Raw genomic sequence first — 13,974 nt, 5'->3', positions numbered from 1 at the left:
AGAGCCAGTTAATAAAAAATGATTAATGATCTGCTTTATTATAAGCAATACTTAAATAAACAACCGTCAACATCATAAAGATGAAAGCCTGCAAGGTAATAACCAAAATATGGAAAATAGCCCAAGCAAGATGTAACGGAATCCCTAATGCTGCAATGGCCATATTAGCGGAATACATCACAGCGATAAGAATAAAGATCAATTCCCCTGCATACATGTTACCAAACAAACGGAATGCGAGTGAAATTGGTTTAGCCAATAAAGTCACCGTTTCAAGAATAAAGTTAACAGGAATAAACGCCCAATGGTTGAATGGATGAAGCGTATATTCTTTAACTAAACCTTTGAATCCTTTAGATTTTATTGTGTAGAAAAGAATTAAAAAGAAAACACAAATGGACATACCCAAAGTTGCGCTAATATCTGCTGTCGGCACTGCACGAAGATAATGAATACCGAACAAACCTGCAAATTGAGGTAAGAAATCAACAGGAATTAAGTCGATAGCATTCATGATGAATACCCAACAGAAAATGGTTAATGCAAGTGGCGCAACTACGTTACGTGGACCATGAAAATTTTCTTTCACGATTCCATTAACCCATTCCACTACAATTTCAACTAAGCATTGCATTTTTCCTGGAACGCCAGTTGTTGCTTTTTTCCCTACTCGAGAAAAAACAAATAGGAAAATAACCGCAGCAAGAATAGAAAAGAACAACGTATCTATATGAACATTCCAAAACCCATCCCCTGTTTTGAGAAAGGATAAATGGTGGCTAATGTATTCCGATGTTGTTTGTCCAGACATAATAAACCCTTAGTACAAGTATAAAAATCAAATTCGGCGAAGCAAAAATGGAACTAAATTATTCAACATTAATGCAATAAAAAAACCACTAAAAAAAATAATAAAATTTGTAACCGAAAAGTATTTAAATGAAATACTAATAAAAACAACGGTTAAAACAAATTTTATTGCTTCTCCTTTATAAAGTGCGGTCAATTTTGTGGCTAAATGTTGTTTTCTATAAAAAACCACATACACAAAAACACCGAAAGGAATTAATGCCGAAAGAAATCCGAATAAAAAATCAAACGCACTTTTCATTTGCCATAAAGCAAAAAAACAAGCCAATAGCAGCATAATGACTATTTCAATAAAAATAGCTTTTTGATACTGAACTTTCGCTTGTTGTACAATTCTCGACATTTTTAAAACCTTAAAACGCTCTAATTATACATTTGATCAAATTAGATTCAACTTAAAAAGCACTGAAAAACGTTAACTAAATCACACTTTTAGAAATTTTTTACTAAATTGTAACTATTTAACGTAAAACGATTAAATGTCGTTCGCCTATAAGCTCTGGAACAGATAATTCAATCACTTTTTGAATAGTATATTTTTTATTCAATTCATTAATTTCATCTTCCTGATAAATCCCTTTTAATGCATAAAAATATCCATTTTCTTTTGGTAAATGATGACACCAATCTGTCATATCTTTTAGTGAAGCAAAAGCACGACTGAGTACACCATCAAATTTATCTTCAGGTTGATATTCTTCTACTCTACTTAAAACAGGGGTTGCATTAGTAAGTCTAAGCTCACGTATAGCATTTCTAATAAAGCTGATACGCTTACCTAAACTATCAAGAAGAACAAATTGTTTGGAAGGATTAATAATAGCTAAAGGCAGGCCTGGCAAACCTGGGCCAGTTCCCACATCAATAAAACGATCACCTTGTAAATAAGGACTTACTACAAGACTATCTAAAATATGTTTGACTAACATTTCTTGTGGATCACGAACCGACGTCAAATTATAAGCTTTATTCCATTTATTGAGTAAATTGACCAGATCAATCAACTGCTGAATTTGTTGATCGCTTATTTTTATATTTGCTTGCACAAGTAAACTGACTAATTTGGCTTTCATATTTATTATCTCTTTGGAAAATTGCGCTATTTTACTTAAAAGTGCGGTAGATTTCCTTAATGTTTTTAGTAACTTGATGGATTATTTACTAAATCAATCTCCATTTTTATACCATAAATTGAATAAGCATCCGCATAATTCATTTCAAAGACTTCAATTGCTTCTGTTCAAGAACCAAAGAATGAATGTTCACTAAAAAATAAGTTTGTTCTGCTTCAGGAATGGAAAATGGCATTAATTTGAGTAAATCTTGATGAATAGCTAAAACTTGTGGAAAAATGACCGCACTTTGAATTTCTTCTAGCATTTCTGAATAAAGCGGAGAAACACAACCTCCCCGTTCTATCCGACCTAAACTGCAAGCAATATGCAGCAGCATAAAATCCACTTGAGGCGTATTCACATCCGCTTGCCAGTAATTGGCTAAACGAGCTCGTAAACGAAATATCACATCAATAATAGATTGATTTATTTGCTTGCGAATTTTCCAACGTTCTAATTGCTTAAATAACCGCATTTGTTTTTGTTAGTTCAAAATTTGTTCATTAATTTACCGCACTTTACTAAAATAAAACAGTGCATAGATCACAGTTTTGTAGCAAAATGGTAAAAAACTTGTAAGGATGTAAAAATGTTAGATTACAAAATGTTCAATCCATATGAAGGATTGATTTTTGATATGGATGGAACTTTAATTGATACAATGCCCGTGCATGCACAGGCTTGGACGATGGTGGGAGAGCGATTTGGCTATGAATTTGATTGCCAAATTATGTATAACTTCGGTGGGGCGACGGTTAAAACTATTGCAGGGGAAATGATGAAAGCGGCGAATATGCCATTAGATAGAATTGAGGATGTACTTGCTGCAAAACGTGAGTTGTCTTATCAACTTATACCAACTCAATCAAAGTTATTACCAACCTTTGAAATTGTTAAATATTTTCATCAGAAAAAGCCAATGGCTCTAGGTTCTGGCTCACACCGTAAAATTATTGATATGTTGATGGATAAACTGGCTATTGCACCTTACTTTAATGCCATTGTCAGTGCAAACGATGTAAAAGAGCATAAACCGCACCCAGAAACCTTTTTACGCTGTGCTGAATTAATTCAAGCAAATCCAAGTCGTTGTATCGTATTTGAAGATGCGGATTTAGGCGTGCAAGCGGGGTTAAATGCGGGGATGGATGTGTTTGATGTTCGCACGCGAGAAATTATTTCGCCAAGATAATGGATATTTTTTCATTTTTTAGTACTGATTTTTGGCAGGCTAATAGCTTATGCCTTATGTTTATCAGCGCGTTTTTGAGTGCAACAGTATTACCAGGTAATTCAGAAGTTATATTTGTTGCGCTTGCTGTACCTAAATTAGTGTTGGGATCTTTATTTAGTACAGATATATTGGCACTCGTTTTTTTCGCCACGCTTGGCAATGGATTGGGGAGTTTAACTACTTACGGGATTGGGCGATGGATACCAAAATTCGATCCCAAAAATTACCGCACTTTATGGGCAATAAATCAGCTACGGCGTTATGGGGCGATTGCTTTACTTTTGAGCTGGCTACCTGTCATTGGCGATTTATTTTGTGCCATAGCTGGTTGGTTAAGATTAAATTTTGTAGCGAGTAGCCTCTTTATCTTTTTGGGAAAAATGGTTCGTTATGTTGCGTTATTATTTTTTAGTACGCCATTCTTATTATAAAATGCGCAAGAAAAAACCCCACAATAAATGTGGGGAAAATAACCTAAGGAACCAATTTTATTAAAACAACTGCAAGTTGCTTGCACTATAAGACTAAGCCTTTATAAGAAAGTTCAAAGTTTTTTAAAAATGTTCAAAATAAAAATTTTTGTATAAAAGAAACCCCACAATAAATGTGGGGCAATAACCTAAGGAACCAATTTTATTAAAACAACTGCAAGTTGCTTGTTCTATAAGACAATGAACCTTACTATAAAGTTCATTAAAATTTGTAAAAAAGAAATATTTATTCAAATTATTTCTTAACCAACTGATTTACAAGGAAAATTTATGCCATTACTTGATAGTTTTAAAGTGGATCACACAAAAATGAACGCGCCTGCAGTACGCATTGCAAAAACGATGCGCACGCCAAAAGGCGATAATATTACTGTTTTTGATTTACGTTTTTGTATTCCAAACAAAGAAATTCTTTCCCCAAGAGGTATTCATACACTTGAACATTTGTTTGCTGGATTTATGCGTGATCACTTAAATGGCGATAGCATAGAAATTATTGATATTTCTCCGATGGGATGTCGTACTGGATTTTATATGTCTTTGATTGGCACACCAAATGAACAGCAAGTGTCTGAGGCTTGGTTAGCTTCAATGCAAGATGTTTTAGGTGTACAAGATCAAACCGCTATTCCCGAATTAAATATCTATCAATGCGGAAGCTATACGGAACATTCCTTAGAAGATGCACACGAAATTGCCAAAAATGTTATCGCACGTGGTATAGGGGTAAATAAAAATGAAGATTTGGCACTCGATAATTCCTTATTAAAATAGAAAGACGCTTGATTAACCTAAAAAAGTTAGTAATAAAAACGCACTTTCTACAAAGTGCGTTTTATTTTTAGAAGCGATTAATTAGCAAGCTTGTTTGCCATAAGCATCTTGGCGAAGAATGTGACGAACACCTTCATCAAATTCTGCTAATACGCGATCTGCATCTTTTGGATCTTTACCGCGTGCATCCAAGTAGAATTTAATTTTTGGCTCAGTACCTGAAGGACGAGCAATTAAGCGTCCGCCATTTTCCAAGTTGAATACAAGGATATCGCTTTGACGATCTGTTTTAGTATGGTCGATAAATTGTGCCACTTTTACGCCAGCGATTTCTGCTGGTGGATTGTTACGAAGTGCGGTCATTAATTTTCCGATTTCTGAAAGATCACTTACTCGAATAGAGATTTGTCCACTCACATAAGCACCAAATTCTTTGGTAAATTCATCAGCATAATCTGCTAAAGTTTTGCCTTGTTTTTTCAAGTGACGCACAAGATCTAAGAACACGATTGCCGCAGAAATACCGTCTTTATCACGTACTTTGTCTGGATCAACTAAATAGCCTAATGCTTCTTCAAAACCAAACAATAAGCCAGATACTTTACCGATATATTTGAAACCAGTTAAGGTTTCTTCTGATTGGAAACCATATTTTTTCGCAATTTCAGCAAGTGCTGGAGAAGAAACAAGCGAGCAAGCCAATGTGCCTTGTTTACCTTGATATTGTTTTGCTAAGTACCAACCTAAGAAACAGCCTACTACGTTGCCGTGTAGTGATTTCCAGTTGCCTTGCGTATCAGGCACCGCAACGGCTAAACGGTCTGCATCTGGGTCATTAGCAATGATAAATTCAGCATTCTTTTCTTTTGCCACTTTAATTGCTAAATCTAACGCACCTTTTTCTTCTGGATTTGGGAAATTCACGGTTGGGAATGTGCCATCTGGCCAAACTTGATCTGCTACTACGTGAGGTTGTGGTAAGCCTGCTTTTGCTAGTGTTTTACTTAAAACTTCATAGCCAACACCGTGCATAGCGGTATAAACATAGTTAATGTCGCAAGCTGGCTCTTTAGCTAATGATGCAGTTTTTGCAATGTACGCATCTACCACTTCATCATTTAACACCACATAATTATCGCTACGTGGTAAATCTTGGATATTGCCAGCCGCAACTTTATCAATTAATGCGGCAATTTCTTTATCCGCAGGCGAAACAATTTGACCACCGCCATTTGCTTTACCTAAATACACTTTATAGCCGTTATCTTCTGGTGGGTTATGGCTTGCTGTTACCATTACACCAGCAGTGGTATCAAAATATTGGATCGCATAAGCTAAAACTGGAGTCGGTAATTTGCGAGGTAATAAATAAGCTTTTACGCCTGCACCCGCCATAATTTCAGCCGTGTCACGAGCAAATACATCAGAGTTTTTACGACCATCATAACCAATTACGATAGATGGTTCTTTATCGTAACCTTTTAAATATTCCGCTAAACCACCAGCAGCTTGAGAAACTAAAACTCGGTTCATCCCCATTGAGCCAGCTTGCAAACGGCCACGTAAACCTGCCGTACCAAATTGTAAACGACCATCAAAACGCGCATGTAATTCTGCTTCTGCCGCTTTATCTCCGCCTTTTGCTGCATCTAAAAGTGCGATTAATTCTGCACGAGTTTCTGCGTCAGGATCTTGGTTTAACCAATGTTGTGCAACCTCAAAAAGTGTTGTCATAGCGTTACCCTTATTCGTTGAAATAAATAAAAAAATCGCCCTTAGACTAGCGGAAATCTAACAAAATGAAAACGGCTAATTATCAATTTTTTGATCTACTTAACATTTTTTATTCACGCAATCGGTTATCCGAGCTAATTTGGAAACGCTATTTGTATCGTAGGAATTTGTTTGAAAAATTCGCTATAATATCGCCCCAATATTTACGGCAAAATTTAACCGCACTTTAAGGATTTTCAATGTCATCCCAACCTCGTTTCGTCCATCTTCGCACGCACACAGATTTTTCGATGATTGACAGTATTGTCAAAGTGAAACCTTTAGTGAAAGCCTGTGCAGCTAATGAAATGGTCGCGATGGGATTAACGGATTTTACTAATTTTTGTGGTGTGGTACGTTTTTATGGCGAAATGCTTTCTTCGGGTATGAAGCCTATTATCGGGGCTGATGTAAAAGTAAAAAGCCCATTATGTGGCGATGAATACTTTGATCTTACTTTGCTGGCTAAAAATAATGAAGGCTATAAAAATATTACTTTATTGTTATCAAAGGCTTATCAACGAGGTTATAACGATTTACCTTATATTGATCAAGATTGGTTAATTGAACATCGTGAGGGCGTGATTATTTTATCAGGGGGAATGCAAGGCGATGTGGGTAAAAAATTGTTGAAAGAAAACGTAGCCGAAATTGAAAGTGCGGTCGCTTTTTATCAAGAATTTTTTGCCGATCATTTTTATTTGGCATTAAGTCGTACAGGTCGCCCCAATGAAGAACGTTATATTCAAGCGGCTTTGAAATTAGCAGAACGTTGTAATTTACCACTGGTCGCAACTAATGATGTGATGTTTTTGAATGCAGAGGATTTTGAAGCCCACGAAATTCGCGTAGCAATTCACGATGGCTATACTTTAGACGATCCTAAACGTCCGAAATATTATACCTCACAGCAATATTTCCGCAGCGAAGACGAAATGTGTAAGCTGTTTGCTGACATTCCTTCCGCTCTTGAAAATACTTTATTAATTGCGCAACGTTGTAGTGTCACTTTGCGTCTTGGTCAATATTTCTTACCTCAATTCCCAACTGGCGATTTAAGTACAGAAGATTTCTTAGTACAAAAATCCAAAGGGGGCTTGGAAGAACGTTTAGCTTTTTTATTCCCTGATGAAAAAGTGCGGTTAGAAAAACGACCAAAATATGATGAACGCTTGCAAGTTGAGCTAGATGTAATTAACCAAATGGGGTTCCCAGGTTATTTCTTAATCGTAATGGAATTTATTCAATGGTCTAAGGATAACGATATTCCAGTAGGTCCAGGTCGTGGTTCTGGTGCGGGTTCATTAGTGGCTTATGCCCTGAAAATTACGGATTTAGATCCGCTAGAGTTTGATTTGCTTTTTGAACGTTTCTTAAATCCAGAACGTGTGTCTATGCCCGATTTCGACGTGGATTTCTGTATGGATGGTCGCGATCGCGTGATTGAACACGTTACTGAAACCTATGGTCGTGGAGCGGTATCACAAATTATTACCTTTGGTACAATGGCGGCGAAAGCGGTTATTCGAGATGTAGGGCGAGTGCTGGGGCATCCGTATGGTTTCGTTGATCGTATTTCGAAATTGATTCCGCCAGATCCAGGTATGACCCTTGCCAAAGCATTTGAAGCCGAGCCGCAATTACAGACTGCTTACGATAGTGATGAAGAAGTGCAAGCGTTGATTGATATGGCACGTAAACTGGAAGGCGTGACCCGTAATGCAGGTAAACATGCAGGTGGCGTGGTCATTTCGCCAACCTTAATTACTGATTTTTCACCACTCTATTGTGATAATGAAGGCTTACATCCAGTTACTCACTTTGATAAAAATGATGTGGAATATGCGGGGCTTGTGAAATTCGACTTCTTAGGCTTGCGTACTCTCACCATCATAAAATGGGCATTGGATATGATTAATGTTCGTATGGTGCGTGAAGGCAAGCCTCGAGTAGATATTGCCGCCATTCCACTTGATGATCCTGAATCTTTTGAATTACTTAAACGTGCCGAAACCACAGCAGTATTCCAGCTGGAATCGCGTGGTATGAAAGATTTGATCAAACGTCTGCAGCCAGACTGTTTTGAAGATATTATTGCATTGGTGGCATTGTTCCGTCCTGGCCCGTTGCAATCGGGCATGGTAGATAACTTTATCGACCGTAAACACGGGCGAGAAGAAGTATCTTACCCTGACGCAAAATATCAACATGCAAGTTTGAAACCTATTCTTGAGCCGACTTACGGCATTATTTTGTATCAAGAACAAGTGATGCAAATTGCACAGGTATTGGCTGGCTATACCTTGGGTGGGGCTGACTTATTACGCCGTGCGATGGGTAAAAAGAAACCAGAAGAAATGGCAAAACAGCGTTCTGTATTTAAAGAGGGGGCTGAGAAAAACGGTGTTGATGGCGAGCTATCTATGAAGATTTTCGACTTGGTGGAAAAATTTGCTGGCTATGGTTTTAATAAATCTCACTCTGCGGCTTATGCCTTGGTATCTTACCAAACCCTTTGGCTCAAAACCCATTTCCCTGCGGAATTTATGGCTGCAGTGATGACATCTGAAATGGATAATACGGATAAAATCGTAGGGTTGTACGACGAATGTTTACGTATGGGCTTAAAAGTGACACCTCCCGATATTAATATTGGTAAACATCATTTTAGCGTCAATGAACAAGGCGAAATTGTGTATGGTATTGGTGCGATTAAAGGGGTAGGAGAAGGCCCGATTGAAGCACTTGTGACGGCAAGAAATGAAGGGGGTATTTTCAAAGATTTATTCGATTTATGCGCTCGTGTAGATTTGAAAAAAATTAACCGCCGCACCTTTGAAAGCCTAATTATGTCGGGTGCCTTTGATAAATTAGGCCCACATCGCGCCGCACTTTCTAAGAATTTAGAAGATGCGCTTAGAGCGTCCGATCAGCATGCGAAAGATGAAGCAATAGGACAAACGGATATGTTCGGTGTGCTGACTGAAACCCATGAAGAAGTGGAAAATGCCTATGCTAATACACCACCTTACACTGAAAAACAAATTCTTGATGGCGAACGAGAAACCTTAGGTCTTTATTTAAGCAGTCATCCTGTTAGCCGTTATTTGAAAGAACTTTCCCATTACACATCGACGCGGTTGAAAGATCTCGCACCAAATCGCCGTGGACAAATTAGCACTGTGGCGGGATTATTGGTCGCATCACGAATTGCAATCACAAAAAAAGGCAATCGCTTAGGCATTGCCACATTAGATGACCGTTCAGGTCGCTTAGATTTAACATTATTTGGTGAAAGTCTAGAACAATTTGGTGAGAAATTACAAAAAGATACAGTGATTGTTGCTTCAGGGCAGGTGAGCTTTGATGATTTCTCTGGTGGCTTGAAAATGACGGTGCGCGAGTTAATGACCTTAGATGAGGCTCGTTCTCGTTATGTCAAATCCTTGGCTATTAGTCTTTCTGAGCATCAAATTACACCAAGTTTCATTAAACAACTTAAAGCATTACTTGAGCCAGTGAGTGGTGGAACGTTGCCGATTAATGTGTATTATCAAAGTCCGAAAGGTCGTGCGTTGTTACGTTTAGGCGTGCAATGGTCGATCATTCCAACAGATGAAATTCTGACGGAATTGGTGAATTTACTCGGCGAAAGTGCGGTGGAATTAGAGTTTGAATAAGACAAAGGCGTGAAAAATATCACGCCTTTTTTATAGGATTAACGTAAGAAATAACGATAAGATTTGCTTTCTGTTACATCTTCAAAAACATAATTGAGTTGGGCAAGTACCTGTTCAAATTCTGCTTGTTCGCGTTGTTCAATTTGGAACCCAGCAAGGATATTTCCATAGTCCGCGCCGTGGGCACGATAGTGAAATAATGAAATATTCCAACGATTTTGCAAGGTTTCCAAGAATTTTAATAAGGCACCTTTTTGCTCTGGGAATTCGAAGGTATATAAACGTTCGTTATCATTTGATGCGCGCCCCCCCATTAAATAGCGAACATGCGTTTTCGCAATATCATCATCAGACATATCCTCAACATCAAAACCATTTTTCGTGAGGTCTGCAATAATATCTGCTTTTTCTTGCTCATTTGTCGTTCTTACCCCAACAAACACACAAGCGCGTTTATCATCTGCATAACGATAACTGAATTCGGTTACAGCTCGGTTACCTAATACATAAGCAAATTTTAAGAAACTACCTGGTTGTTCAGGCATGGTTACGGCTAATAAAGCCTCTCGATTTTCACCAATTTCACAACGTTCAGATACATAACGTAATGTGTGGAAATTCAAGTTCGCGCCAGACAAAATTGCCGCCATATTTTTGCCTTCAATATGGTTTTGTTTTACATATTTTTTCAAACCAGCCAAACCTAATGCACCTGATGGTTCTGCAACAGCACGAACGTTCTCAAACAAATCTTTCATTGCTGCACACACTTCGTCACTATCGACCAATACCATATCGTCAAGATATTGCTTACATAGACGGAATGTTTCGTCGCCAATGCGTTTTACGGCAACGCCATCTGCAAATAATCCAACGTGCGTTAAATCTGTTGGTTCGCCTTTATCGAGAGCGGCTTTTAAGCATGCAGAATCCTTTGATTCTACACCGATGATTTTAATTTCTGGCATAAATTGCTTAAGCAAAATTGCTACACCTGCAGCTAAGCCACCACCGCCGACTTGTACAAACACATAATCCAAATCTGCCACTTGTTGTAGCATTTCCATCGCTAACGTGCCTTGTCCAGCGATCACTAATGGATGATCGAATGGAGGAATAAATGTCATGTTTTTTTCTTTTGAAAGCTCGATGGCTTTTGCTTTGGCTTCATCGAAATTAGCACCGTGCAACAACACCTCACCACCAAAACCACGCACTGCATCCACTTTAATGCTTGGGGTGTTTTGTGGCATAACAATTAATGCTTTTAAGCCTAATTGTTTCGCCGATAATGCCACGCCTTGTGCATGGTTACCTGCAGATGCCGCTATTACGCCTGCTGCTTTTTGTTCCTCTGAAAGGCTAGAAATCATTGCGTAAGCGCCGCGTAGTTTAAAACTATTTACTGGCTGACGGTCTTCTCGTTTAATCCAGATATTATTGTGCAGTCGTTCAGAAAGTTTTCCCATTTTTTGTAAAGGGGTCACTTGCGCAGCTTCATATACGCGCGAACCAAGTTTAACAATGGCATTGATATAATCTGATTGAGAAGGTTGAGGATTGGTGAGTAAGTTTTTCATAGTGTTTGTTTTGATGATGAAGTGCGGTTAGTTTTTCCTTTGTTTTATCCCCCTCTTATGAAGGAGGGGGAACCGTTAAATTATTTTAATAATGTTTTATCGCGTACCGCACCTTTGTCCGCTGAGGTCGCAAAGTGGCCGAATACTTTCAATGCGAAAGAGACTTCACGCTCACGGTGAGCTGGCTGCCAACCTTTTTGATCTTGTTCGGCTCTGCGTGCTGCGAGTTCATCATTACTCATTTCTAAGTTAATTGCACGATTTGGAATATCAATGTTGATAATATCGCCATCGCGTACTAAGCCAATTGCACCGCCAGAAGCAGCTTCTGGCGAGGCATGTCCAATAGACAAGCCTGATGTACCACCAGAGAAACGGCCGTCCGTTAATAAAGCACATTTTTTGCCCAAGCCCATCGATTTTAAGTAACTGGTTGGATACAACATTTCTTGCATACCTGGTCCGCCTTTAGGGCCTTCGTAACGGATAACAACGATATGACCTTCTTTGACTTTGCCACCTAAAATGCCTGCAACCGCATCTTCTTGGCTTTCAAATACGATTGCCGTGCCAGTGAATTTCCAAATAGATTCATCTACACCAGCGGTTTTAACAATACATCCGTCTTCAGCGAGATTACCGAATAATACGGCTAAGCCACCTTCTTGCGAAATTGCATTTTCTTTATTGCGAATACAACCGTTTACACGATCATTATCGACGGTATCCCAGCGACAATCTTGTGAGAATGCTTGAGTTGTGCGGATACCTGCAGGACCTGCACGGAAGAATTTATGTAATTCTTCATCTTGATTGCGAATAATATCGTATTGGTCTAGTTGTTCTCCCATGCTCATTCCAAGCACGGTGTGTGTATTTTTATGAATTAATCCAGCGCGATCTAATTCACCCAACAATCCCATAATACCGCCTGCACGGTGTACGTCTTCCATATGATATTTATTGGTGTTTGGTGCAATTTTGCTTAAACAAGGCACTTTGCGCGATAAACGGTCAATATCTTCCATTTTAAAATCCACGCCTGCTTCTTGTGCTGCCGCTAATAAGTGTAAAACAGTGTTACTTGAACCACCCATTGCGATATCGAGGCTCATTGCATTTTCAAAGGCATCAAAAGTACCGATTGAACGAGGCAATACGCTTGCATCATCTTGTTCGTAATAACGTTTGCAAAGCTCGACAATTTGACGGCCTGCTTTTAAGAATAATTCTTTGCGGTCAGCATGAGTCGCCAACATAGAACCATTACCAGGTAAAGATAAACCTAAGGCTTCAGTTAAGCAGTTCATTGAGTTAGCGGTAAACATGCCAGAGCAAGAACCACAAGTTGGACACGCACTGCGTTCGATGGCATCAATACGTTCATCTGACACATTCGGATCGGCTGCCTCAATCATCGCATCTACTAAATCTAAGCGGATTAATTGATTAGAAAGTTTAGTTTTACCTGCTTCCATCGGGCCGCCTGAAACGAAGATAGTTGGAATATTTAAACGCATTGCCGCCATTAACATTCCTGGGGTGATTTTGTCACAGTTGGAAATACACACCATCGCATCAGCACAGTGCGCATTGACCATATATTCCACGCTATCAGCGATTAAATCACGGCTTGGTAAAGAATAAAGCATTCCACCGTGACCCATTGCGATACCATCATCCACCGCAATGGTGTTAAATTCTTTTGCTACGCCGCCCGCTTTTTCAATTTCTGCAGCAACAAGCTGTCCCATATCTTTTAAATGCACATGCCCTGGTACGAATTGCGTGAAAGAGTTTACCACCGCAATAATCGGTTTACCAAAGTCATTTTCTTTCATTCCTGTTGCACGCCATAAGGCACGTGCACCTGCCATATTACGACCTTGTGTGCTGGTCGCTGAACGTAGTTTTGGCATAAATAATCTCTCCGAGTAAAATTTAGGGTTCGTTTGTATGATTAATTAACCATTAAAACATCCGGCAGCTTAACCAACTGATTCACTAATAGATCTAAAGTGCGGTCAGATTTTACGGTGATTTTTAACCGCACTTGGGTTTCAATGAGTGTCATTTCCATTGTTGTAACGGTAAATCCGCAGTGACGTGCTACGCGTAACATGTGTTGCGCTGACCACATTTTATGCTGCCCCACATCAGTACAAATTACCGCATTATTTGGTTTGCGATTAGAAGCCATTGCAGCCCCTTGTTCATTACGACAAAGTAAGTAATCTAAGCCTGCGTCATAAAGGGCATCGTAGGTTGGCATAATTGCGCCACCAGGATAGCCGAAAAGAGTCGTGACATGGTGTGCTTTCAAGCACGCCATAATGAGTTGTGCGCCTGTCATTGTGTTTGCGTCCTGTTGTTTTTATTTTGGGATAAGTTCAGCATTGTAGCGAAATTTCGAGTCATTGGTAGGGCTTGGCACGAAAAAAAACGAAAAAAGTGCGG

The 13,974-nt window shown here is 39.0% G+C and carries 12 protein-coding genes; 4 read left to right on the top strand and 8 right to left on the bottom strand.

All coding sequences use genetic code 11. The annotated features are described in order from the left end of the window. Positions 1-22 precede the first annotated feature (22 nt). From atpB to ACPT8Q_RS02355, 4 genes are all read right to left on the bottom strand, one after another. Entirely contained in the window at positions 23-811 is a 789-nt protein-coding gene (gene atpB / locus ACPT8Q_RS02370; protein ID WP_005629251.1) for a F0F1 ATP synthase subunit A, read from the bottom strand. 27 nt (positions 812-838) lie between these two features. After that, complete coding sequence (locus ACPT8Q_RS02365) at positions 839-1,213, bottom strand: ATP synthase subunit I (RefSeq protein ID WP_050848074.1); 375 nt, start codon at positions 1,211-1,213, stop codon at positions 839-841. Between the two features lie 118 nt (positions 1,214-1,331). Continuing rightward, complete coding sequence (rsmG, locus tag ACPT8Q_RS02360; RefSeq protein WP_021034464.1) at positions 1,332-1,943, bottom strand: 16S rRNA (guanine(527)-N(7))-methyltransferase RsmG; 612 nt, start codon at positions 1,941-1,943, stop codon at positions 1,332-1,334. Positions 1,944-2,082: 139 nt separating this feature from the next. Further along, the gene (locus ACPT8Q_RS02355) at positions 2,083-2,460 is read right to left on the bottom strand and encodes a PRD domain-containing protein (RefSeq protein WP_048946801.1); all 378 of its coding nucleotides are present in this window, start codon (positions 2,458-2,460) and stop codon (positions 2,083-2,085) included. A 114-nt stretch (positions 2,461-2,574) separates the two neighbouring features. Between ACPT8Q_RS02355 and ACPT8Q_RS02350 the strand changes: the two genes are divergently transcribed. The 3 genes from ACPT8Q_RS02350 (at position 2,575) to luxS (ending at position 4,484) form a co-directional block, all read left to right on the top strand. Further along, positions 2,575-3,177, top strand: coding sequence for a beta-phosphoglucomutase family hydrolase (locus ACPT8Q_RS02350; RefSeq protein WP_005666454.1), 603 nt, complete (start codon positions 2,575-2,577; stop codon positions 3,175-3,177). Continuing rightward, complete coding sequence (locus tag ACPT8Q_RS02345; protein ID WP_050848076.1) at positions 3,177-3,650, top strand: YqaA family protein; 474 nt, start codon at positions 3,177-3,179, stop codon at positions 3,648-3,650. The genes ACPT8Q_RS02350 and ACPT8Q_RS02345 overlap by 1 nt, the downstream gene beginning before the upstream one ends. Before the next feature lie 330 nt (positions 3,651-3,980). Next, positions 3,981-4,484: an S-ribosylhomocysteine lyase gene (gene luxS, locus ACPT8Q_RS02340; protein WP_050948806.1), complete on the top strand. Its 504-nt coding sequence runs from the start codon at positions 3,981-3,983 to the stop codon at positions 4,482-4,484. 81 nt (positions 4,485-4,565) lie between these two features. On the opposite strand, the gene ACPT8Q_RS02335 is transcribed toward luxS, so the two are convergent. Further along, positions 4,566-6,218: a phospho-sugar mutase gene (locus tag ACPT8Q_RS02335; RefSeq protein ID WP_050948805.1), complete on the bottom strand. Its 1,653-nt coding sequence runs from the start codon at positions 6,216-6,218 to the stop codon at positions 4,566-4,568. A gap of 239 nt (positions 6,219-6,457) precedes the next feature. Between ACPT8Q_RS02335 and dnaE the strand changes: the two genes are divergently transcribed. Further along, entirely contained in the window at positions 6,458-9,937 is a 3,480-nt protein-coding gene (gene dnaE / locus ACPT8Q_RS02330; RefSeq protein ID WP_061671321.1) for a DNA polymerase III subunit alpha, read from the top strand. Positions 9,938-9,975: 38 nt separating this feature from the next. Here dnaE and ilvA read toward each other — a convergent pair whose 3' ends face one another. The 3 genes from ilvA to ACPT8Q_RS02315 all read right to left on the bottom strand — a co-directional run bounded on the left by ilvA (position 9,976) and on the right by ACPT8Q_RS02315 (position 13,870). Then, entirely contained in the window at positions 9,976-11,517 is a 1,542-nt protein-coding gene (gene ilvA / locus ACPT8Q_RS02325; RefSeq protein ID WP_038440215.1) for a threonine ammonia-lyase, biosynthetic, read from the bottom strand. Positions 11,518-11,597: 80 nt separating this feature from the next. Further along, positions 11,598-13,436 (bottom strand): dihydroxy-acid dehydratase, encoded by a 1,839-nt coding sequence (gene ilvD / locus ACPT8Q_RS02320; RefSeq protein WP_038440216.1) that lies wholly within the window; start codon positions 13,434-13,436, stop codon positions 11,598-11,600. Between the two features lie 41 nt (positions 13,437-13,477). Continuing rightward, the gene (locus ACPT8Q_RS02315) at positions 13,478-13,870 is read right to left on the bottom strand and encodes an ACT domain-containing protein (protein WP_038440217.1); all 393 of its coding nucleotides are present in this window, start codon (positions 13,868-13,870) and stop codon (positions 13,478-13,480) included. Between the last annotated feature and the right edge of the window lie 104 nt (positions 13,871-13,974).

Source organism: Haemophilus sp. HN_Hi10 (assembly GCF_049821985.1).
Classification (GTDB): Bacteria; Pseudomonadota; Gammaproteobacteria; order Enterobacterales; family Pasteurellaceae; genus Haemophilus; species Haemophilus influenzae_D.
Note: the sequence above shows the minus strand (reverse complement) of the source record. Positions and strands in the feature narration are given on the sequence as shown.

Excerpts from the sequence above, each read along its gene's own strand:
- ACPT8Q_RS02365 (WP_050848074.1), bottom strand. The coding sequence starts at position 1,213 with ATGTCGAGAATTGTACAACAAGCGAAAGTTCAGTATCAAAAAGCTATT.
- ilvD (WP_038440216.1), bottom strand. The coding sequence starts at position 13,436 with ATGCCAAAACTACGTTCAGCGACCAGCACACAAGGTCGTAATATGGCA.
- dnaE (WP_061671321.1), top strand. The coding sequence starts at position 6,458 with ATGTCATCCCAACCTCGTTTCGTCCATCTTCGCACGCACACAGATTTT.
- atpB (WP_005629251.1), bottom strand. The coding sequence starts at position 811 with ATGTCTGGACAAACAACATCGGAATACATTAGCCACCATTTATCCTTT.
- ACPT8Q_RS02355 (WP_048946801.1), bottom strand. The coding sequence starts at position 2,460 with ATGCGGTTATTTAAGCAATTAGAACGTTGGAAAATTCGCAAGCAAATA.
- ACPT8Q_RS02335 (WP_050948805.1), bottom strand. The coding sequence starts at position 6,218 with ATGACAACACTTTTTGAGGTTGCACAACATTGGTTAAACCAAGATCCT.
- luxS (WP_050948806.1), top strand. The coding sequence starts at position 3,981 with ATGCCATTACTTGATAGTTTTAAAGTGGATCACACAAAAATGAACGCG.
- ACPT8Q_RS02315 (WP_038440217.1), bottom strand. The coding sequence starts at position 13,870 with ATGACAGGCGCACAACTCATTATGGCGTGCTTGAAAGCACACCATGTC.
- ACPT8Q_RS02350 (WP_005666454.1), top strand. The coding sequence starts at position 2,575 with ATGTTAGATTACAAAATGTTCAATCCATATGAAGGATTGATTTTTGAT.
- rsmG (WP_021034464.1), bottom strand. The coding sequence starts at position 1,943 with ATGAAAGCCAAATTAGTCAGTTTACTTGTGCAAGCAAATATAAAAATA.
- ACPT8Q_RS02345 (WP_050848076.1), top strand. The coding sequence starts at position 3,177 with ATGGATATTTTTTCATTTTTTAGTACTGATTTTTGGCAGGCTAATAGC.
- ilvA (WP_038440215.1), bottom strand. The coding sequence starts at position 11,517 with ATGAAAAACTTACTCACCAATCCTCAACCTTCTCAATCAGATTATATC.